This window comes from Streptomyces sp. NBC_00078 (genome assembly GCF_026343335.1).
Taxonomy (GTDB): Bacteria; Actinomycetota; Actinomycetes; order Streptomycetales; family Streptomycetaceae; genus Streptomyces.
The window spans coordinates 2,843,527-2,864,563 of record NZ_JAPELX010000001.1; the positions used below are offsets into that span (position 1 = coordinate 2,843,527).

General features: G+C 69.4%; 16 protein-coding genes, 3 tRNA genes and 1 pseudogene. 13 read left to right on the top strand and 7 right to left on the bottom strand.

Annotated elements, in window-relative coordinates; translation table 11 throughout:
• Window positions 1-79: 79 nt before the first annotated feature.
• Window positions 80-847, bottom strand: a complete 768-nt coding sequence (locus OOK07_RS13280; protein WP_266796596.1) for a FadR/GntR family transcriptional regulator — start codon at window positions 845-847, stop codon at window positions 80-82.
• A gap of 128 nt (window positions 848-975) precedes the next feature.
• Here OOK07_RS13280 and OOK07_RS13285 point away from each other — a divergent pair, with 128 nt between their 5' ends.
• From OOK07_RS13285 to OOK07_RS13325, 9 genes and pseudogenes are all read left to right on the top strand, one after another.
• Window positions 976-2,091: an enolase C-terminal domain-like protein gene (locus tag OOK07_RS13285; protein WP_266796598.1), complete on the top strand. Its 1,116-nt coding sequence runs from the start codon at window positions 976-978 to the stop codon at window positions 2,089-2,091.
• A gap of 94 nt (window positions 2,092-2,185) precedes the next feature.
• Window positions 2,186-3,550 (top strand): ABC transporter substrate-binding protein, encoded by a 1,365-nt coding sequence (locus OOK07_RS13290; RefSeq protein ID WP_266796600.1) that lies wholly within the window; start codon window positions 2,186-2,188, stop codon window positions 3,548-3,550.
• A 12-nt stretch (window positions 3,551-3,562) separates the two neighbouring features.
• The gene (locus OOK07_RS13295; protein ID WP_266796601.1) at window positions 3,563-4,483 is read left to right on the top strand and encodes a carbohydrate ABC transporter permease; all 921 of its coding nucleotides are present in this window, start codon (window positions 3,563-3,565) and stop codon (window positions 4,481-4,483) included.
• Between the two features lie 77 nt (window positions 4,484-4,560).
• Window positions 4,561-5,445 (top strand): carbohydrate ABC transporter permease, encoded by an 885-nt coding sequence (locus OOK07_RS13300; RefSeq protein WP_266801937.1) that lies wholly within the window; start codon window positions 4,561-4,563, stop codon window positions 5,443-5,445.
• 85 nt (window positions 5,446-5,530) lie between these two features.
• Window positions 5,531-5,869 carry an L-rhamnose mutarotase gene (locus OOK07_RS13305; RefSeq protein ID WP_266796602.1) on the top strand — a complete coding sequence of 113 codons (339 nt, stop codon included), beginning with the start codon at window positions 5,531-5,533 and terminating at the stop codon, window positions 5,867-5,869.
• Window positions 5,870-5,937: 68 nt separating this feature from the next.
• Window positions 5,938-6,789 (top strand): fumarylacetoacetate hydrolase family protein, encoded by an 852-nt coding sequence (locus tag OOK07_RS13310; protein WP_266796604.1) that lies wholly within the window; start codon window positions 5,938-5,940, stop codon window positions 6,787-6,789.
• Window positions 6,790-6,827: 38 nt separating this feature from the next.
• Window positions 6,828-7,586 carry an SDR family NAD(P)-dependent oxidoreductase gene (locus tag OOK07_RS13315; RefSeq protein WP_266801938.1) on the top strand — a complete coding sequence of 253 codons (759 nt, stop codon included), beginning with the start codon at window positions 6,828-6,830 and terminating at the stop codon, window positions 7,584-7,586.
• The gene (locus OOK07_RS13320) at window positions 7,583-8,656 is read left to right on the top strand and encodes an aldo/keto reductase (RefSeq protein WP_266796605.1); all 1,074 of its coding nucleotides are present in this window, start codon (window positions 7,583-7,585) and stop codon (window positions 8,654-8,656) included. The genes OOK07_RS13315 and OOK07_RS13320 overlap by 4 nt, the downstream gene beginning before the upstream one ends.
• A pseudogene (locus OOK07_RS13325) lies at window positions 8,637-9,389 on the top strand (amidohydrolase family protein); the annotation flags it as partial. The gene OOK07_RS13320 and the pseudogene OOK07_RS13325, both read left to right, overlap by 20 nt.
• Before the next feature lie 77 nt (window positions 9,390-9,466).
• Here OOK07_RS13325 and OOK07_RS13330 read toward each other — a convergent pair.
• The 3 genes from OOK07_RS13330 to OOK07_RS13340 all read right to left on the bottom strand — a co-directional run bounded on the left by OOK07_RS13330 (window position 9,467) and on the right by OOK07_RS13340 (window position 9,871).
• Window positions 9,467-9,540 (bottom strand) — tRNA-Ile (locus OOK07_RS13330).
• Window positions 9,541-9,719: 179 nt separating this feature from the next.
• Window positions 9,720-9,792, bottom strand: a tRNA-Asn gene (locus tag OOK07_RS13335).
• 6 nt (window positions 9,793-9,798) lie between these two features.
• Window positions 9,799-9,871, bottom strand: a tRNA-Asn gene (locus OOK07_RS13340).
• A gap of 144 nt (window positions 9,872-10,015) precedes the next feature.
• On the opposite strand from OOK07_RS13340, the gene OOK07_RS13345 reads away from it, so the two are divergent.
• From OOK07_RS13345 to OOK07_RS13360, 4 genes are all read left to right on the top strand, one after another.
• A complete protein-coding gene (locus tag OOK07_RS13345; RefSeq protein ID WP_266680032.1) occupies window positions 10,016-10,321 on the top strand; it encodes a YtxH domain-containing protein in 306 nt (101 codons plus the stop codon).
• Between the two features lie 84 nt (window positions 10,322-10,405).
• Complete coding sequence (locus OOK07_RS13350; protein ID WP_266680034.1) at window positions 10,406-11,848, top strand: FGGY family carbohydrate kinase; 1,443 nt, start codon at window positions 10,406-10,408, stop codon at window positions 11,846-11,848.
• 209 nt (window positions 11,849-12,057) lie between these two features.
• Window positions 12,058-13,791, top strand: a complete 1,734-nt coding sequence (locus OOK07_RS13355) for an ABC transporter ATP-binding protein (RefSeq protein ID WP_266680036.1) — start codon at window positions 12,058-12,060, stop codon at window positions 13,789-13,791.
• On the top strand, window positions 13,791-15,722 hold the full coding sequence (locus OOK07_RS13360; protein WP_266680038.1) for an ABC transporter ATP-binding protein: 1,932 nt from the start codon (window positions 13,791-13,793) through the stop codon (window positions 15,720-15,722). Before OOK07_RS13355 ends, OOK07_RS13360 begins: the two co-directional genes overlap by 1 nt.
• 164 nt (window positions 15,723-15,886) lie before the next feature.
• Here the strand turns inward: OOK07_RS13360 and OOK07_RS13365 are convergent, their stop codons facing one another.
• The 3 genes from OOK07_RS13365 to OOK07_RS13375 form a co-directional block, all read right to left on the bottom strand.
• Window positions 15,887-17,185: an RNA polymerase sigma factor gene (locus OOK07_RS13365; protein ID WP_266680040.1), complete on the bottom strand. Its 1,299-nt coding sequence runs from the start codon at window positions 17,183-17,185 to the stop codon at window positions 15,887-15,889.
• Window positions 17,186-17,646: 461 nt separating this feature from the next.
• On the bottom strand, window positions 17,647-19,548 hold the full coding sequence (gene dnaG, locus OOK07_RS13370) for a DNA primase (RefSeq protein WP_266680047.1): 1,902 nt from the start codon (window positions 19,546-19,548) through the stop codon (window positions 17,647-17,649).
• 129 nt (window positions 19,549-19,677) lie between these two features.
• Entirely contained in the window at window positions 19,678-20,943 is a 1,266-nt protein-coding gene (locus tag OOK07_RS13375) for an NAD(P)/FAD-dependent oxidoreductase (RefSeq protein ID WP_266796608.1), read from the bottom strand.
• Between the last annotated feature and the right edge of the window lie 94 nt (window positions 20,944-21,037).

A 21,037-nucleotide genomic window follows, 5' to 3' on the forward strand; every position in this document is an offset into this window, starting at 1 on the left:
AACGCCCCCGGCCTGTCGGCTCGGGGGCAAGTTCAGCGCGGGCGCGCTCTCAGGAGGCGGGGGCTCAGGAAGCAGGGGCTCAGGAGGCGGTGGAGCTCACGTTCGGCAAGCGGCGGCGGCTCCAGGCGGTCTGGATGTGTGCCGCCATGGCCTGCGCGGCCCCGTCGGAGTCCCGGGCCAGTAGCCGCTCGGCGACTGCGCGGTGCTCCGCGTTGGCCCGCTCGCACGCGGTCTCGTCCGGTGTGCCGTTGTACAGGTACGTCGTGCGCGCCTGGGCGTGGAGGATCCGGATGATGGAACGGCCGAGCCTGTTGTGCGATGCCTGCAGGATCCGGTCGTGGAAGGCCACATCGGTCTCGATGAAGCGTGCCGGAACGGCGGTCTCCTCGTCGAGCCGGGCGAGCAGCCGCTCGATGGCTCGCAGGTCGTCGTCGGTGGCCAGCTCCGCGGCCTGGGCGGTCATCTGGGCCTCCAGCGTCGACCGGATGTCGACCAGCTGGTCCAGCACGACGAGTTCCTCGTCGTGCTGGACGGTCGCGGCGAGCACGACGGGATCGAGGAGGTTCCATTCCTCTGGCGGGGTGACGGTGGTGCCGTAGCCCTGCCGGGCGAGGACCAGCCCCTTGGCCTCCAGGGACTTGACCGCCTCGCGGACGGTGATGCGGCTGACGCCGAACGTCTCGCAGAGCTCGGGTTCGACCGGCAGGGTCGCCCCTGGAGGAATGGCGCCCGACACGATCGTGTCGGTCAGGCTCTCCATGACGGCCTGCGCCAGTCGGGCCGGACGCTTGGGCCAGGGTTTGAGGACGGGAGGCTCTCCTACTCTGCCGACGCTGTCCTTGGCCATGTGTGCCCCCCTTGCTGGTGCGGATGACGGCGAGTCTACTGCGCGGAACTTCTTGACAGCATTCGTATGACGACTTATGTTACACGAAAATTTCGCAGCAGTACTTCCCGTTGCAAGGGGTGCACACCGTGCGCATTACCGAAGTCGAGTGCCATCCGGTCCGGGTGCCGGGAGTCAGTCCGCCCTTCGTCTGGCGGGACGGACTCCTGGGCAGCCCGTCCGATGGCGAGGCCGCGGTCCTGCGCATCCGCACGGACGAAGGGGTCGAGGGGGTGGCGATGTCCCCTCGGCGGGGCAGCGGGGTCATCCTGGCGGACCTGCTCGACCGCGTACTGCGCGCGGAGTTGGTGGGTCAGGACCCCCTGCAGCGGGAATGGCTCTGGCACCGCATGTGGGAGCTGGACCGCACGGAAGAACTACCGCTCTACCTGCTGGGGCTGGTCGACACCGCGCTGTGGGACCTGGCCGGACGACTCGCCGACCGGCCCACCTGGCAGATGCTCGGCGGCTACCGCACCTCGATACCCGCCTACGCCTCCACCGTCACCTACTCCTCGATCGAGGAGTACCTGGACATCGCCGACCAGGCCCTGGAGCTCGGCTACCCTGCCATCAAGCTCCACGCCTGGGGTGACGCCCGCCGCGACGCCCGCCTGTCGGTGGCCCTGCGTGAACATGTGGGGGACGACGTCCCGCTGATGTTCGACGGGTCGGCGGGCTTCGACCTCCCCGACGCGATCCATCTCGGGCACGCTCTCTCGGACGCGGGCTACCTCTGGTACGAGGAGCCGATGAGGGAGTTCAGTGTCACCGCGTACAAGCGCCTCGCCGACGCGGTGGCCGTTCCCCTCCTCGTGGCCGAGACCTCCGACGGGGCGCACATGAACTCGGCCGATTTCATCCAGGCCGGCGCCGCCACCTTCGGAGTCCGCGCCTCCACCCAACTGCGCGGCGGCTTCACCGGCGCGATGCGCACCGCCCACCTCGCCGACGCCTACCGACTGCGCGCCGAGGTGCACGGGCCGGAGATCCCCAACCGGCACCTGTGCATGGCCATCTCCAACACCACCTACTACGAGTCGCTGGTCATGGGCAATCCCATCAGCCGCGAGAGCGGCATCGGCGCCCACGGCCTCGTTCATGCCCCCACCGGTCCGGGCGTCGCCCTTCCGGCGGGCTTGGATTATCCTCCCGTCCTTCAGGGATTTGTCGACAAGGAGACCGTCACTCCGCCCCGGGCCTGATGACCGGAGCCGCAGGCCCGACCGCCTGACTCGAACACCCCGAACGCGGCGCCTCTCCCTGTTGTGCGCCATTTCCCAAGATCTGAGGTCAGTCATGAACAACGACGTTCCGGTTTCCTCGCGCCGCCAGCTCAGACACACGGCAGTCGCCGTCCTGGGCGCCGTCTCCCTGCTCGCGCTCGCTGCCTGCGGCAGCGCGGACCCCACCCCTGCGGCGACTTCCTCCGCGGCTGCCTTCAAGCCCGTGACCCAGGAGAAAGGCAGTGAGATCACGGTCTGGGCGGACGCCGGCCGTGTGCCCGGCGTGCAGGCGTACCAGAAGGCGCACCCGGACGTGAAGATGAAGATCGTCACGTACAGCGGCGACGCCAACGGAGCCAACGACCTGCAGACCAAGGTGCAGCTGTTCGACCGGACCGGCAGCGGCTGGCCCGACGTCGCCTTCAGCGCCAACGTCAACGACGGCAGCTGGGCCGCCCAGGGTAAGACGCCCTATGCCGCGCCCGTCGACAAGGGCCTGGTCCCGCTGTCGACCCTGAACGGCTTCGCGTACGGCGCACTGAACCCCTGCAAGTTCAACGGCGGCACCTACTGCCTGCGCAACGACCTGGCCCAGAACGTGCTCTGGTACAACAAGGTGCTCATGCGCAGGTGGGGCTACTCCGTCCCGACCACCTGGGAGGAGTATCAGGCTCTCGGCGAGAAGGTCGCCAAGGAGCACCCCGGATACCTGATCGGGACCGCCGGGGACGCCTGGACTCCTGAGGTGTACTTCTGGGCGAGCCAGTGCACCGCCAGCACCACGACCGGTGCCAAGAAGGTCACCGTGAACCTGCAGGATGCCAAGTGCACACGGATGGCGAGACTCCTCGACACTCTGATCGCCAAGGGCTCGGTCTCCAAAGACACCGTCTTCAGCGCCGGCTTCATCAAGAACCAGGCGAGCAAGGTCCTCATGCTCCCCGGCCCGTCCTGGTACGGACAGGTGCTCTTCAACTCCACATTCAAGATCCCCAAGGGAAAGATCGCCGCTGCCTCACCGCTGAAGTTCGAGGGCGACGACAAGAACTACACCGGCAACGTCGGCGGCGGACTGTGGTTCGTCTCCTCCCACAGCAAGAACCTCAAGGCGGCCTCCGACCTGGTCACCTGGATGACGACCTCCGACGACAACCAGGCCACCGCGGGCACCTACCCCGCGTATGTGCCGGCGGCCAGCAAGTGGCTCGGCAAGCAGCTGGACACCGGCTACTTCGCCAACGACATCGGCCCCGCCTTCAAGGAAGCCGCGGAACTGATCTGGCCCGGCTGGTCCGCCACCCAGTACAGCCAGGAGGCGATCTACTCCTCCACGGTGGTCCCCGCCCTGAACTCGGGCAAGACCCTCACCGACACCCTGGACACCTGGCAGACGGCGATCACCGACAAGGCCAAGTCCCTCGGATACACCGTCAACTAGCGAAGCGGACCGATGACCACCCACCTCGCAACGGAGCGGAGCGGCCGCCGCGGCGACCGCTCGGCCCGCAACCCGGTCGGACGCGCCGGATACGTCTTCGTCTCCGGCTACGTCCTCCTCCTACTCGCCTTCGGCGTCCTGCCCACCGGTTACGCCGTGTGGCTGGCACTGTCCAACTCCCGCAACCAGCTCGTCGGAATCGGCAACTTCACCCGGACGTTCACCGACTACCGCTTCGGACCGGCCTTCCTCCACATCGGCCTCTACCTGGCGATCTGGCTGGCCGGCCTGATGATCCTGGTGGTGCTGCTCTCTCTGATGCTGCACGGCCGCATGCGCAGGGCCTCCACCAGCCTGCGGTTCCTGTTCTACCTGCCGGGGGCCCTCGCCGGGGTGGCGAGCGTACTGCTCTTCCTGATCCTCCTCGACCCGGCCGCCAGTCCCGTCGGCTGGCTGCTGAAGGGCTTCGGCTGGAACACCCTCGCCCAGGTCAACGCCCCCGGCCACCTGCCGGTTCTCTTCACCGTCATCGCCTTCTGGACCGGCGCCGGCGGGTGGATCGTGGTCATGTACGGCGCGCTCAACAGCATCCCGGACGAGATCCTGGAGGCCGCCCGCATCGACGGCGCCAGTACGCTCCAGATCGCCCTGCGCATCCAGATCCCGATGATCACCAAGTGGATCGCGTACATGCTGATCCTGGCCTTCGCGGCCGGTACCCAGCTCTTCGTCGAGCCACAACTGGTCTCCCTCGCCAGCTGGGGCATGATCCCCGACAGCTGGTCACCGAACCAGCTCTCCTACCAGTACGCCTTCCAGGCAGGCGACTTCAACGGCGCGGCGGCGCTCTCCGTCGACCTTCTCATCCTGGGCCTCGCCTGCGCGGCGCTCGTCGTGTTCCGTACCGGCCTGTTCGACAGGGACGAAAGATGACCACAGCTCCCACGACCGCGGCCCGCCGAAACCCGCCGCCCCGTGCCGCCGGCGCCCACACCAGCCCTAGGAAGCCCATGCGCCACAAGCGCCGCCCAAGCTCACTGGCCGCCCGGCTGGCCTGGCTCATCGTCATGGGCCTGGCCGTGCTGTTCTTCTGTGTGCCGGTGGTGTGGCTCCTGCTGGCCACGACCAAGACCGACGGCCAGATCGTACGGGACAACCCGTTCTCCTTCGGTTCCCTCACCGCGATCGCCGACGCCTGGCACCATCTCTACGCCTTCCAGGACGGCGCCATCCTCACCTGGCTGAAGAACTCGGCGCTCTACACGTTCGGTGCGCTGGCCATCACCCTCGTGACATCGATCCCCGCCGGGTACGCGCTGGCTCTCACCCAGTTCATCGGGCGCCGGATGCTGCTGACCATCACCATGCTGGTGATGCTCATGCCGACAGCCGCGATGGTGCTTCCCCTGTACCTGGGGATGAACGCCGTGCACCTGGACGGCACGATCTGGTCGGTGATCCTGCCGTTCTCCTTCTTCCCGTTCGGGGTCTACCTCACCTACATCTACTTCTCCTCCAACGTCCCCTCCGACCTGCTGTCCGCCGCTCGCATCGACGGCTGCTCGGAGTGGCAGGTCTTCCGCCTCGTCGCGATGCCGCTGGCCAAGCCCGTGATCGCCCTGGTCGGCTTCTTCAACTTCGTCGGCAACTGGAACAACTTCTTCCTGCCGTTCGTGATGCTGCCCGACAGCTCCCAGTATCCGGCGCAGGTGGGGCTGAACAACCTGCTCGCCGCCTCGCCGCTGTTCAACACCTCCAGCGGCGCGGGCAACCAGATCATGCGACCCGAACTGGCGCTGGCCACCCTGGTGACCATCGTGCCGGTCCTGATCGTCTTCCTCTTCTCCCAACGCGCTCTGGTGGCCGGCATGCTCGCCGGCGCGACCAAGGAGTGAGGCGGCGGCCGCACCCTTGGCGCCGCGCCGTAGTGGCTGCGCCGCCGTATGGGCGACGCCTCCCACACTCGCCGGAAGGACCCCGATGAAACGGGTTGCCCAGACGATCCGCCTGCGGTCCGAGCACCGTGACCTGTATCTGCGCCTGCACTCCGAGGTCTGGCCGGGCGTCGAGGCCGCGCTGCGGGCCGCGAACATCCGCAACTACAGCATCTTTCTGCGCGAGGACACGCTGTTCGGCTACTTCGAGTACCACGGCGACGACTTCGAGGCCGACATGGCCGCGATCGGCGCCGACACGGCCACCCGGGCCTGGTGGGAGCTCACCGGCCCCTGCCAGGAGCCATGGGCCGATACCGGCACCGGGGGCGGCTGGTCGGACCTGACCGAGATCTGGCATCTGAGTGAGTCCGGCACACCGTGACGGTCATCCCCAGCCCCCCGTCCCTCGCCCGAGCCACCTGACCACCGCCCATGGCAAGGAAACGCCCAGTGAAACTTCTACGAGTCGGCGCGCCCGGCGAGGAGCAGCCCGCAGTCCGCACGGAGGAGGGCCGGCTGCTCGTTCTGTCCTCCATAACCTCCGACATCGACGGCGCCTTCCTCGCCTCTGACGGTGTAGGCCGGGCCCGGGCGGCCGTCGCGGCGGGAGGCCTGCCCGAACTGGCCCCGGACGGTCTGCGGATCGGAGCACCCGTCGCCCGCCCCGGCAAGGTCATCTGCGTCGGGCTGAACTACCGCGACCACGCCGCCGAGACGGGCGCGGCGATCCCCGCGCGGCCGGTGGTGTTCATGAAGGACCCGGGCACGGTGGTCGGGCCGTACGACGGGGTGCTGATCCCCCGCGGCTCCGCGAAGACCGACTGGGAGGTCGAGCTGGCGGTCGTCATCGGACGGCGGGCCCGCTACCTCGACGGTCCGGAAGCCGCGCGGGCCGTGATCGCGGGGTACGCGATCAGCCATGACGTGTCGGAGCGGGAGTTCCAGCTGGAGTACTCCTCGCAGTGGGACCTGGGCAAGTCCTGCGAGACGTTCAACCCGCTCGGACCGTGGCTGGTGACCGCCGACGAGGTCGGCGATCCGCAGGACCTCGGGCTGCACCTGAGCGTCAACGGCGTGAAGCGGCAGGACGGCCACACCAGCGACATGATCTTCCCGGTCGACCACATCGTGGCGTACCTGAGCCAGTACATGGTCCTGGAGCCGGGCGACGTGATCAACACCGGTACGCCCGCGGGCGTGGCCCTCGGCCTCCCCGGCACCCCCTACCTCCGCCCCGGCGACACCGTCGAGCTCTCCGTCGACGGCCTCGGCGCCCAGCGCCAGACCTTCGGCCAAGCGTGAAAGGCGCCCCCTTGAGCAAGTCGAGTCAGCTGAGCAGCTTGAGCGGCCTGTCAGGGCTCAAGGCCGTCGTCACCGGCGGCGCGTCCGGCATCGGGCTGGCCACGTCCCGGATGCTGGCCGAGCACGGCGCCACGGTGGCCGTCCTCGACCTCGACCCCTCCGGTATCCCCGAGCCGCTGATCGCCATCGAGGCCGACCTCGGCGACGACGCCTCGGTACGTATCGCCGTGGACGCCGCTGCCGGGCAGCTCGGTGGCCTGGACATCCTGGTCAACAACGCGGGCATCGGCGCCATCGGCACCGTCGAGGACAATGCCGACGAGGAATGGCACCGCGTCCTCGACATCAACGTCCTCGGGACGGTGCGCACCACCCGGGCCGCCCTGCCGTATCTGCGGCGCTCGTCGCACGCGGCGATCGTCAACACCTGTTCCGTCGCGGCCACCGCGGGCCTCCCCCAGCGCGCCCTGTACTCCGCCAGCAAGGGTGCGGTGCTGTCGCTGACCCTGGCGATGGCCGCGGACCATGTCCGTGAGGGCATCCGCGTCAACTGCGTCAACCCCGGCACCGCCGACACCCCCTGGGTGACCCGGCTCCTGGACGCCGCCGACGACCCGGAGGCGGAACGCTCCGCCCTCGACGCACGCCAGCCCCTGGGCCGCCTGGTCACCGCGGACGAGGTGGGGGCAGCCGTGGTCTACCTGGCGAGCCCCGCCGCAGCCTCCGTCACCGGCATCGCCCTCGCCGTCGACGGTGGCATGCAGGGACTCCGGCTGCGCCCGGCGGCCGGCGCATGAGAACGACCACGCTGGGCACCACCGACGTCAGGGTCACCGAGCTGTCGTTCGGGGCCGCTGGCATCGGCAACCTCTTCCGCCCGGTCACCGACGAGGCGGCGTCCGCCGCGGTGGCGGCGGCCTGGGACGCGGGCGTACGCACCTTCGACACCGCCCCGCACTACGGACTCGGGCTGTCCGAGCGACGCCTGGGTGCCGCGCTGCGCGGACGCGATCGCGACACGTACACCGTCTCCACCAAAGTCGGGCGGCTGCTCGAACCCCACCCGGAGGGAGGCCGCGGCGACGATCTCGCCCACGGCTTCGCCGTGCCCGACACTCACCGGCGAGTCTGGGACTTCAGCTGCGACGGAGTCCTGCGCTCCCTGGAAGCGAGCCTGGACCGCCTCGGCCTGGACCGTGTGGACATCGCCCTGCTGCACGACCCGGACCACCACGCCGAGCAGGCCCTCACCGAGGCCTACCCGGCGCTGGAACGACTGCGCGGCGAAGGCGTCGTCAAGGCGATCGGCATCGGAGTGAACCAGTGCGCACTCCCCGCCCGCTTCCTGCGCGAGACCGACATCGACGTGGTGCTGCTCGCCGGCCGCTACACCCTGCTGGAGCAGGAGGGACTTGCCGAGGTACTGCCGGAGGCCGCCGCCCGCGGCAGGAGTGTCATCGTCGGCGGGGTGTTCAACTCGGGTCTGCTCACCGACCCCAAGCCCGGGGCCATGTACGACTACGCGCCCGCCCCACTTCACGTACTCGACCGGGCTCTGCGCATGAAGGCGGTCACCGAACGCCACGGCGTACCGCTGCGCGCAGCCGCTCTGCGCTTCCCACTCGGCCATCCGGCGGTCGCGAGCGTTCTGTCCGGCGCGCGTTCCGCCGACGAGGTCCGCGACACGGTGGACCAACTGCGGCGAACGGTACCGGCCGCACTCTGGGACGAACTGCGCGCCGAGGGGCTGCTGCCCCCGCACGTCCCCGTCCCTGCCGCCGCGCCGGTCGACGAAGCCGATCGGCCGAAGGAGAAGTCGAAGAGTCGCGAAGGTGACCGCCATGGGCATGCAGGCGAACACGGCTGAGGGCGTCATCGACGCACACCACCACGTGTGGGACCTCTCCGTCCGCGACCAGGACTGGATCACCGGACCGGAACTCGCCCCGCTGCGCCGCGACTTCCTACTCGCCGACCTGGCGCCCGAGGCCCGGGCCTCCGGCGTCACCGCAACGGTCCTGGTCCAGACGATCGACGTGCCAGAGGAAACGCCCGAGTTCCTGGCGTTGGCCCAGGACAGCGACCTGGTAGCCGGCGTCGTGGGGTGGACCGACCTGACCTCCCCGGATGTCACCCGCGCGCTCGCGGCGCTGCGGGAGAGGCCGGGTGGCGAGTACCTGATGGGCATCCGACACCAGGTGCAGGGCGAGTCCGACCCTCGCTGGCTGATGCGGCCGGACGTACTGCGTGGGCTGGCCGCGGTGGCCGAGGCAGGGCTCGTGTACGACCTGGTCGTCCGGCCCCACCAGCTCGCGGCCGCGCACGAGGCCGCCCGACTGCATCCCGGCCTCACCTTCGTACTCGATCACGCGGGCAAGCCCCCCATCGCCTCGGGCGAGCTGCGGCCATGGGTGGACGCGGTGCGCCTGCTGGCCTCGCTGCCCAACACCGTCTGCAAGCTCTCCGGCATGGTGACCGAGGCCGACCGGGGCCAGTGGAGCGTGGAGGACCTCCAGCCGTACGCCGACACGGTGCTGGACGCCTTCGGACCGCGAAGGCTGATGTTCGGCTCCGACTGGCCCGTCTGCCGACTGGCAGCGGATTCAGTCCGTTCAAGCAAAGTTGACGATCCGACACCCAAAAATGAACGTTTCCGCAGGTCAGAAGCCTACACAGGTGGGGCGGGTGGGACTCGAACCCACGGCCGACGGATTATGAGTCCGCTGCTCTAACCGGCTGAGCTACCGCCCCATAGCGGCGTGTCGCGCACATTTGTGCGCGCCGTCTGCCGCAGCATAGCCGCTCATACGATCTCCTGCTTCGTATGGTCGACTTCGCATGCCCTTGAGGACTCCGCCGTGACCTGCACGGTTCCCAAGGACAGGACCAGACATGAAAAAGGACCCCTTCGGGGGTCCTCCTTCGGCGTGCTCTCCCGACTGGACTCGAACCAGTAACCTGCCGGTTAACAGCCGGCTGCTCTGCCAATTGAGCTACGGAAGATCGAAGCTCCCCCGACTGGACTCGAACCAGTAACCTGCCGGTTAACAGCCGGCTGCTCTGCCAATTGAGCTACGGAGGAATGCCTCGTTGCATCGAACGCACCCACCTGGGTATTCGCCAGGGGGCGGACGCTCGCTGCGACACATACATTAGCGCAAGCAGGGGGGTGCTCCGCCAATCGGTTCCCCCCGGCACCGACCTACACGAGGGAAGGATGGCCTCCATGCGCTACAAGCTCACGTTCGTCGTCGGGCTGGCTCTGGGTTACGTGCTGGGCACACGTGCCGGGCGCGAGCGCTACGAGCAGCTGAAGAAGTCCGCACGCCAGGTCTCTCAGAACCCGGCCGTCCGCAACACCGCCGAGACGGCCGCCCAGCAGGGCCGCCAGTTCGCCGGCAAGGCGTATCACGCGGTGAGCGAGAAGGTCGGCGACCGCGTCCCCGACTCGGTGACCCAGCGAGTCCGTTCCCTGCGGGACCGCAACACCAACGGCACCGCAGGGGACGACTGGGGCACCACCAATACCTAGGTCCACGGCGCCGCGGGCCCCGGCGGACCGGCACCCGCCGGTCGGCAGACGCCCCCACGGCGCACCGGCCATAGAATTTTCGCCATGGGGATAGTCGCCGGGTTGGACAGTGCGCCCGATTTCACTCGCATCGTCGTCTGCGACACGGACACAGGTGCCGTGCTCAGGCAGGGGTATGCGCCGCATCCGGTGGACGGAGATCGGCCCGCCGACGTCGACCCGCAGGCCTGGTTGCTGTCCCTCGGTGAAGCGGCCGGCGGTGGACTTCTCGAAGGCGTGCAGGCCATCGGCGTGTCGGCGCAGCAGAACGCGGTCGTGCCGCTCGACTCCCAGGGCGGCACCGTACGGCCCGCGATGGTCGGTGGTGACAAGCGCGCTCAGGTGGCGGCGGCCGATCTGATCGACGCGCTCGGCGGGCGCGAGGCGTGGGCGCAGGCGGTGGGGTGCGTACCGCAGGCCGCGCAGCCGGTGACCAAACTGCGCTGGCTGGCTAAGAACGAACCTGATGCCGCCCTGCGCACGGCGATGCTCATGCAGGCCCACGACTGGCTGGTGTGGCAGCTGCTGGGGAGACCGGTGAGAAGGACCACCGACCGGGGCGGGGCCTCCGGCACCGGCTACTGGTCGGCGGCCACCGGCAACTACCGGTCCGATCTCGTCGAGCTGGCGCTCGGTCACCAGGCCATGCTGCCCGAGGTGATCGGCCCGTCCGACCCGGCCGGTACGACCCCGGAGGGGCTGCTGATCTCCTCCGGGACCGGTGAGACCATGGCCGCCGCCTTCGGTCTGGGGATCGGGCTCGGAGATGCCGTGGTGTCCCTCGGGGCCTCCGGTTCCGTGATGGCCGTGCACCGCGAGGCCCTGGTCGACAACACCGGGATGATCACCTCCCTGGCCGACGCGACCGGCATGCACCTGCCCGTCGTCACCACGCTGAACGCCGTGCGGACCCTGCGCGGAACCGCCGAACTGCTCGGGCTGCCCGATCTGGAGAGCCTGTCCGAGCTGGCGATGAAGTCGACGCCCGGCGCGCACGGGCTCGTCATGCTGCCGTATCTGGAGGGTGAGCGGACGCCGAACCTGCCGCACACCGCGGGCTCGATCGCGGGGCTGCGGCGGGAGTCGATGAAGGCCGAGCACCTGGCCCGGGCGGCGTTCGAGGGCATGCTGTGCGGGCTCGCGGACGCGCTGGACGTGCTGCGCGGCCGGGGTGTCGAGGTGCGGCGGGTCTTCCTGCTGGGGGCGGCCGCCGAACTGACCGCGGTGCAGGCTGCGGCGCCCATGCTGTTCGGGGCGCAGGTCGTCGTACCGCAGCCCGCGGACTACGCGGCGATCGGTGCCGCCCGGCAGGCCGCCTGGGCGCTCGGCGTGTCGCAGGGCACGCTCGACCCGCGCACTCCGCCGGCCTGGCAGGGCGCGTCCGCCCAGATGCTGGAGCCCGGCGACGACCTGGCGGTCGGACAGGCGGTGCGGCAGCAGTTCGTCTCGGTGAGGGAACAGACACATCCCGGCGCGTTCCGCCCGTAAGGCGGTACCGCGTTTTTTCGGGGGGACAACCCCCGGATCAGCGGCAGAAGGGCAGGTCAGCCGGGGTGGCCGGCGCGGACCCCCCGAGGTGAGCCCGAGTGGGGCGCACTGCTGTCGGCTTAATCGGTTGAGGTAACACGGGTGGAGTGTCCGACGATAGGAGCCTGGGGCATCAAGCCCGCCCCACCGCCGACTCCGAGAGACGTAGCGTGCTCATACGACTTCTGCGGACCTACCTCAGGCCCTACAGGAAACCCATCGCCCTGCTGGTGCTGCTGCAGTTCCTGCAGACCTGCGCCACCCTCTATCTGCCCACTCTGAACGCCCACATCATCGACCAAGGCGTCGTGAAGGGTGACACCGGCTACATCCTCTCCTTCGGCGCCCTGATGATCGGTATCTCGCTGGTCCAGGTCGTGTGCAACATCGGTGCCGTGTACTACGGCGCCCGCACCGCCTCCGCACTCGGCCGGGACCTGCGCGCGTCCGTGTTCGACCGGGTGCAGTCCTTCTCCGCGCGGGAGGTCGGTCATTTCGGCGCGCCCTCGCTGATCACCCGTACGACCAATGACGTGCAGCAGGTCCAGATGCTGGCCCTGATGACGTTCACGCTGATGGTGTCGGCGCCGATCATGTGCGTGGGCGGCATCGTGCTGGCGCTCGGCCTGGATGTGCCGCTGTCCGGTGTGCTGATCGCCGTGGTCCCGACGCTGGGCATCTGCGTGACGCTGATCGTGCGGAAGCTGCGGCCGCTGTTCAGGTCCATGCAGGTGCGCCTGGACACGGTCAACCGGGTCCTGCGCGAGCAGATCACCGGCAACCGTGTGATCAGGGCGTTCGTGCGGGACGAGTACGAGAAGGACCGGTTCGGCAAGTCCAACGCCGACCTCACCGAGATGCAGCTGAAGACCGGCAACCTGCTCGCGCTGATGTTCCCGGTGGTCATGACCACGGTGAACCTGTCGTCGATCGCGGTGGTGTGGTTCGGCGCCCACCGGATCGACAGCGGCGGGATGCAGATCGGCGACCTGACCGCGTTTCTCGCCTACCTCATGCAGATCGTCATGTCCGTGATGATGGCCACCTTCATGTTCATGATGGTGCCGCGCGCGGAGGTGTGTGCCGAGCGGATCGAGGAGGTGCTCGGGACGTCCTCCAGCGTGGTGCCGCCGGTGGCCCCGGTCACCGAGCTGCGCCGGCACGGCCATCTGGAGATCCGGGGTGCCGGGTTCCGCTATCCCGGTGCCGAGGAGCCCGTGCTCAAGGGGATCGACCTGGTGGCGCAGCCCGGCGAGGTGACCGCCGTCATCGGCTCGACGGGCAGTGGCAAGTCGACGCTGATGGGGCTCGTCCCGCGCCTGTTCGACGCCACCGACGGCGAGGTGCTCGTCGACGGCACGAACGTGGCGTCCCTCGAACCGGCGCTGCTGGCGAAGACGGTCGGGCTGGTGCCGCAGAAGCCCTACCTGTTCGCGGGGACGGTCGCGACCAACCTGCGCTACGGCAACCCGGACGCCACGGACGAGGAGCTGTGGCACGCGCTGGAGGTGGCGCAGGCCAAGGACTTCGTGCAGAAACTCGAAGCCGGGCTCAACGCCCCCATCTCGCAGGGCGGCACGAACGTCTCCGGCGGTCAGCGGCAGCGGCTCGCCATCGCCCGGACGCTGGTGCAGCGCCCGGAGATCTACCTCTTCGACGACTCCTTCTCCGCGCTGGACTACGCCACCGACGCGGCGCTGCGTGCGGCGCTCGCCCAGGAGACCGCGGAAGCGACCGTCGTGATCGTCGCCCAGCGGGTGGCGACCATCCGGGAGGCGGACCGGATCGTCGTCCTCGACGAGGGACGTGTCGTCGGGACCGGCCGCCATCACGAGCTGATGGCGGGCAACGAGACCTACCGGGAGATCGTGCTCTCCCAACTGACGGAAGCGGAGGCTGCCTGATGGCCGGGCCGATGGCACGGATGATGGGCCAGGGCGGTGGCCCCGACAGCCGTTCGATGGACTTCAAGGTGTCGGGCAAACGCCTGATCGCCCGGTTCAAACCGGAACGTCTCACGATCTACGCGCTGCTGGTCTGCGTGGTCGTGAGCGTCGGCCTGAACGTGATCGGGCCGAAGATCCTCGGCAAGGCCACCGACCTGGTCTTCTCCGGCATCATCGGGCGGCAGATGCCGGCCGGGGCCACGAAGGAGCAGGTCCTCGCCTCCATGCGGGAGCGGGGCCAGGGCCAGGTCGCCGACATGCTGCGCAGCACCGACTTCACGCCGGGCAAGGGCATCGACTTCGGCGCGGTGGGGAACGTCCTGCTGCTCGCGGTGTGTACGTTCCTCGTCGCCGGTCTGCTGATGGCGGTGGCGACCCGACTCGTGAACCGGGCCGTCAACCGGACCATGTACCGGATGCGCGAGGACGTACAGGCGAAGCTGTCGCGGCTGCCGCTGTCGTACTTCGACAAGCGTCAGCGCGGTGAGGTGCTGTCCCGGGCCACGAACGACATCGACAACATCGGTCAGACGCTGCAGCAGTCGATGGGCCAGCTCATCAACTCGGTGCTGACCATCATCGGCGTGCTCGCGGTGATGTTCTGGGTGTCCTGGCTGCTGGCGCTGGTCGCGCTGGTCACGGTGCCGCTGTCGTTCGTCGTCGCCACACGCGTCGGCAAGCGCTCGCAGCCGCACTTCGTGCAGCAGTGGCGCTCGACCGGCAAGCTGAACGCCCACATCGAGGAGATGTACACCGGCCACACGCTGGTGAAGGTGTTCGGGCGGCAGGAGGAGTCGGCGCAGCAGTTCGCCGAGCAGAACGACGCGCTGTACGAGGCCGGGTTCAAGGCGCAGTTCAACAGCGGGGTCATGCAGCCCCTGATGATGTTCGTGTCGAACCTCAACTACGTGCTGGTGGCGGTCGTCGGTGGACTGCGGGTCGCGTCCGGCGCGCTGTCGATCGGTGACGTACAGGCCTTCATCCAGTACTCGCGGCAGTTCTCGATGCCGCTGACGCAGGTCGCCTCGATGGCGAACCTGGTGCAGTCGGGCGTCGCCTCGGCGGAGCGGATCTTCGAACTCCTGGACGCGGAGGAGCAGGAGGCGGATCCGGTGCGCGGCGCGCGGCCCGAGGAGCTGCGGGGGCTGGTGGAGCTGGAGAACATCTCCTTCCGCTACGACCCCGACAAGCCGCTGATCGAGAACCTGTCCCTGAAGGCGGAACCCGGGCACACCGTCGCTATCGTCGGCCCGACGGGAGCCGGCAAGACCACGCTGGTCAATCTGCTCATGCGGTTCTACGACGTGTCCGGCGGGCGTATCACTCTCGACGGCGTCGACATCGCGACCATGTCCCGGGACGAGCTGCGGGCCGGGATCGGCATGGTGCTGCAGGACACCTGGCTGTTCGGCGGCACGATCGCGGAGAACATCGCGTACGGCGCCTCGCGGGACGTCACGCCGGGCGAGATCGAGGAGGCGGCGCGGGCCGCGCACGCCGACCGGTTCGTGCGCACCCTTCCCGACGGCTACGACACCGTGATCGACGACGAGGGCTCGGGTGTCAGTGCCGGTGAGAAGCAGCTCATCACCATCGCGCGGGCGTTCCTGTCGGACCCGACGATCCTGGTGCTCGACGAGGCGACGAGTTCGGTGGACACCCGCACCGAGGTGCTGATCCAGAAGGCGATGGCGAAGCTGGCCCACGGCAGGACGTCGTTCGTGATCGCGCACCGGCTGTCGACCATCCGGGACGCGGACACGATCCTCGTCATGGAGAACGGGTCGATCGTGGAACAGGGCGCCCACACGGACCTGTTGGCGGCCGACGGGGCGTACGGGCGGCTGTACAAGGCGCAGTTCGCCCAGGCGGTGGCCGAAGTCGACTAGTGCCCCATCAGGCAACGTATGCCCGTAAAGGAGCGGCGTCCGGTGCGTGCTCTCGGCGTGGAGCGTGCCGGGCGTCGCGACGGGGCGAACGTTGCTTGTCGGGACACTGGGTGCCGCGACAGCTGATCCCAGGGGGCCGCTCGCCGCGTGTGAGCGGCCCCTGCTCAGTCCAGGTATCCCCTCAGCTGGTCCGCGAAGGCGTGGTCGCGCAGCTTGTTCAGCGTCTTGGACTCGATCTGCCGTATCCGTTCCCGCGTGACGCCGAAGATGCGGCCTATCTCCTCCAGCGTGCGCGGGCGGCCGTCGACGAGCCCGTACCGCAGCTGTACGACCTTCCGCTCCCGCTCTCCCAGCGTCGACAGCACCGCCTCCAGGTGCTCCCGAAGGAGCAGGAAGGCGGCCGACTCGACGGGAGAGGTGGCGTCGCCGTCCTCGATCAGGTCGCCGAGGGCCACGTCGTCCTCCTCGCCCACCGGGGCGTGCAGGGAGACCGGTTCCTGGGCCAGGCGGAGGACCTCGCTGACGCGCTCCGGCGGCAGTTCGAGGTGGTCGGCGACTTCTTCCGGCGTCGGCTCGTAGCCGCGTTCCTGCAGCATGCGGCGCTGGACGCGGACGACCCGGTTGATCAACTCGACGACGTGGACCGGGACTCGGATGGTCCGGGCCTGGTCGGCGAGGGCCCGGGACATGGCCTGGCGGATCCACCAGGTGGCGTAGGTGGAGAACTTGTAGCCGCGGGCGTAGTCGAACTTCTCGACGGCGCGGATCAGGCCCAGGTTTCCTTCCTGGACGAGATCCAGCATGGTCAGCCCGCGGCCGACATAGCGCTTGGCCACGGACACCACAAGCCGCAGATTCGCCTCGATGAGGCGGCGCTTGGCCATGCGGCCCATGACGACGAGACGGTCCAGGTCGAGCGCGAGCTGGCTGTCCAGGTCGGGTGCCGAGCCGAGCCTCTCCTCGGCGAACAGGCCGGCCTCGACGCGGCGCGCGAGTTCGACCTCCTCGGCCGCGGTCAGCAGGGCGATGCGGCCGATCTCGCGCAGGTACTGGCGGAACAGGTCCGAGGACGGGCCTGCGGTGTCGGCCGCGCGGGCCCGCGGTGCCACCGGCTCGGGGTCCTCCGCGGTCTCCAGCGCCTCTGCGGGCGGTTCGGCCGGCTCGGGCGGGCTCTCGGGCTCCGCCTCGGGGTGGTGCGCGACACGGGTCTGCGGCGGGACCGCGACGAGGGGATCGGTCTCCGCGTCCGGCTCCGTGCCGTCCGTACTCTTGTCGGTCTGGGTGAGGGTCTGGGTCTGCACGGGGGCGACCTCCAGGATGATCGCTGCTGAGGTGTGCGGCAGCGCTGCTTCGGGAGCGGAGTCGACGGCCTCGCCGCTGTCCGTCCCGTACGCGATGAACGCAGCCGCGGGGTTGTGCGACCCGTGCGGGACGGATCGGCCGCGCTCCGAGGACTCAGGCACCGGAACCCAGTGTGGAGTACGACACATCGCCGCCACGAGGGGCGTGCGGTGACTTTTTGCAATCGGGCTGTGACCCGGTGGTTACCGTCACAAAGAACCGGATGTCCGCGCACCGCCTGATCTGGCACGATCGGCGCACTCGCCGCACGGGTGGACTGCGGTACGCCATCAGCCATTGGTCACCTTGTCGGGTTCCCCGTCCCGCGCGGTCGAATCGGCATCGGCACGGGAGGCGGAGGTGTGACGTCTCTGTTGCCCCGACAGGCACGTTCGCCCCGTCGCGACGCCCGGCAATCCCCCACTGCCTCAAGGGCGCGGGAGGTGCCCCCACTCGCCACAACGGGCACAGGCCCGCGTACGTCCAGTACGAGGGCCCGCACCCGGCACTCCCCCAGCCTCCGGCCGGGGGCCCAGAGCACGCACCGGACGCCGCTCCTTTACGGGCAAACGTTGCCGGGGCACTAGAGGGCGGCAGCCCCCTGCTCCCTCAGCGCCTGGTCGTACTGCTGGAGCACCCACAACTCGTTCTGTACGGCGGCCAGTTGGGCCGGGTCGCTTTGGGTGCCGAGGCGGGTGAAGGTGCTTTGGACGTCGCGGACGCGGCGCTCCACGGCGCGGCGGCGGACGGTGACGAGCTGATCGCCCGCGTAGTTCTCGTCGACCGTGCGGCGCATGATCGCCTCGACGGCCAGCTCCGTGACCATCGCGCGCACCGCGTCGTCCGGTGCTGCCTCCCGGACGCGGACCAGGTAGTCCTGCGCGTCCTGGACGCCGTACTCCACGCCGCCCGCCTCCATGATCGCCTCGCGTACGGCGGCGTAGGGCGCGGCGGTGAACTCGTCGGCACCGTAGGCGTCGAAGGCCGGGGAGACCAACTCGGGGCGCTGGAGGGCGAGTTTGAGGAGTTCGCGTTCGGTGGCGTAGACGGGGTTGCGGAGGTTGAGGGCCGGGCCTGAGGTCAGGGGGCGGGGGGCGGCGTCGTACGGCTGCTGCGGGCCCCGGGTCGGCGCCGGTCCCCTGCCGCCGCGGTCGCGGGCCCAACGGGCCAGCTGGGCCACGCGCTTGACGACGAACTGGGTGTCGAGGATGCCGAGCATGCCGGCGAGCTGGACGGCGACCTCGTGCTGGGCGCCGCTGTTCTTGATGCGGGCGACGATCGGGGCCGCCTCGTCCAGGGCTGCCGCTCGGCCGGCGGGGGTGTCGAGGTCGTAGCGGACGACGATCTGGCGGAGCGCGAACTCGAAGAGCGGCGTGCGGGGTTCGGCCAGGTCCGCGACCGCCTCGTCGCCCTTCGCCAGGCGCAGCTCGCAGGGGTCCATGCCGTCGGGGGCGATCGCGATGTACGTCTCGGCGGCGAACTTCTGGTCGTCCTCGAAGGCGCGCAGGGCAGCCTTCTGGCCGGCCGCGTCGCCGTCGAAGGTGAAGATCACCCGGGCCGAGCCGTTGTCCATCAGCAGCCGGCGGAGGATCTTGATGTGGTCGCCGCCGAAGGCCGTGCCGCAGGTCGCGATGGCGGTCGTGACGCCGGCCAGGTGGCAGGCCATGACATCCGTGTAGCCCTCGACCACGACCGCGCGGCTGGCCTTGGCGATGTCCTTCTTCGCGAGGTCGATGCCGTAGAGGACCTGGGACTTCCGGTAGATCGCCGTGTCCGGTGTGTTGAGGTACTTGGGGCCGTTGTCCGCCTCGTACAGCTTGCGGGCGCCGAAGCCGACGACCTCACCGCCGATGTCGCGGATCGGCCACATCAGACGGCCGCGGAAGCGGTCGATGGGGCCGCGGCGGCCCTCCTGGGAGAGGCCGGAGAGGAGGAGCTCCTTGTCGGTGAAGCCCCTGCCGCGGAGGTAGCGGGTGAGGTGGTCCCAGCCCTGGGGGCTGTAGCCGACGGAGAAGTGCTCGGCGGCCGACTGGTCGAAGCCGCGCTCGGCGAGGAACTTGCGGCCGGTGTCGGCCTCCGGGCTGGTCGCGAGCTGTTCGACGTACCACTGGGCGGCGATCTTGTGGGCCTCGACCAGGCGGATGCGCTCGCCGCGCTGGTGGGACGGGTTGTAGCCGCCCTCCTCGTACCGCAGGGTGATGCCCGCCTGGCCGGCGAGGCGCTCGACCGACTCCGAGAAGGTGAGGTGGTCGACCTTCATCACGAACGTGATGGTGTCGCCGCCCTCCTGACAGCCGAAGCAGTGGAAGAGTCCCTTGCTCGGGCTGACCTGGAAGGACGGCGACTTCTCGTCGTGGAAGGGGCACAGGCCCTTGAGGTTGCCACCGCCCGCGTTGCGCAGCTGGAGGTACTCGGACACCACGGCGTCGATAGGGACCGCGTCCCGTACCGCCTTCACGTCCTCGTCGTTGATCCGTCCTGCCACAAGGGGATTCTACGGGGCCGAACCGACACTCCTGGGGCGAGACCGGCCTCCGGCCGGGGGTCGGGCCCGCCGCGCGGCGGCTGTCGGATGCGGCGCCCCCGGAATTCGCCCACGGTGACGGTCCGACATCTAAGGGACGAGGTTTCCGAGCGGTACGTGCGGGTCCGCCAGTGCTTCCGTGTCCACCTGTGTCCTTGAGCGAATCAGCCGCTGGATGGGCTCTGTGACGTCCCACACGTTCACGTTCATCCCGGCCAGCACTCGGCCGTCCTTGACCCAGAAGGCGATGAACTCACGCTTCCCGGCGTCCCCCCGGATCACCACTTCGTCGTAGGAGCCCGGGGGCGCCCAGCCGGAGTACTCCATCCCGAGGTCGTACTGGTCGGAGAAGAAATAGGGCACGCGGTCGTAGGTGACGTCCTGGCCGAGCATCGCCCGCGCCGCCGCCGGTCCGCCGTTCAGTGCGTTGGCCCAGTGCTCGACGCGCAGGCGGGTGCCGAAGAGGGCGTGCGGGAAGGACACGACGTCGCCGGCCGCGTAGATGTCGGGGTCGGAGGTGCCAAGCCGCTCGTCGACCACCACACCGCCGCCATACTGCCGTTCGGCGATCGCCAGGCCCGCCGCCTCCGCGAGGCCGATGCGGGGGGCCGCGCCGATCGCCGCGAGGACGTCGTGGGCGGGGTGCTCCTCGCCGTCGTCGGTGCGGGCCGCGAGGACCATGCCGTCCTGGCCGACGATCTCCGTCAGCCGGGCGCCGAAGTGGAAGCGGACGCCGTGTTCACGGTGCAGCTCGGCGAAGAGGTTGCCCAGCTCGGGGCCGAGGACCGCGTGCAGCGGCGTCGCATGGGGCTCGACGACGGTGACCTCGGCGCCGTACTCGCGGGCCGCCGCAGCGACCTCCAGGCCGATCCAGCCCGCCCCGGCGATCACGATGTGGCCGTTGTCCCGGCCGAGGGCGGCCAGCACGCCCTTGAGCCGCTCGGCGTGGGCGAGGCGGCGCAGGTGGTGGACGCCCGCGAGGTCGGTCCCGGGGATGTCGAGGCGGCGCGGCTCGGCGCCGGTCGCGAGCAGCAGCTTGTCGTAGCGGACGAGCGTGCCGTCCCCGCCGAAGCGGACGGTCCTCGCCTCGCGGTCGATGGCCTCCACGGTCTCGCCGAGGTGCAGCTCGATGTCGTTGCGCGCATACCAGGCCGGTTCGTGGACGAAGACGCTGTCGCGCTCCTCCTTGCCCAGCAGATAGCCCTTGGACAGCGGCGGGCGCTCGTAAGGGTGGTCACGTTCGTCGCAGATCAGTATCACGCGGCCGCTGAAGCCCTCCGCCCGGAGCGTCTCGGCCGCCTTGGCGCCGGCGAGGCCGCCTCCGACGATGATGAATGTCTGATCCGCGTCGACCACGTGATGCCTCCTGGTAATGATGCCGCCACATGCGAGCGTCCCGCACGGAGCGTGATGGGGGAAGAGGGAGTGGCCCGATCAGGCCACGGAGGGT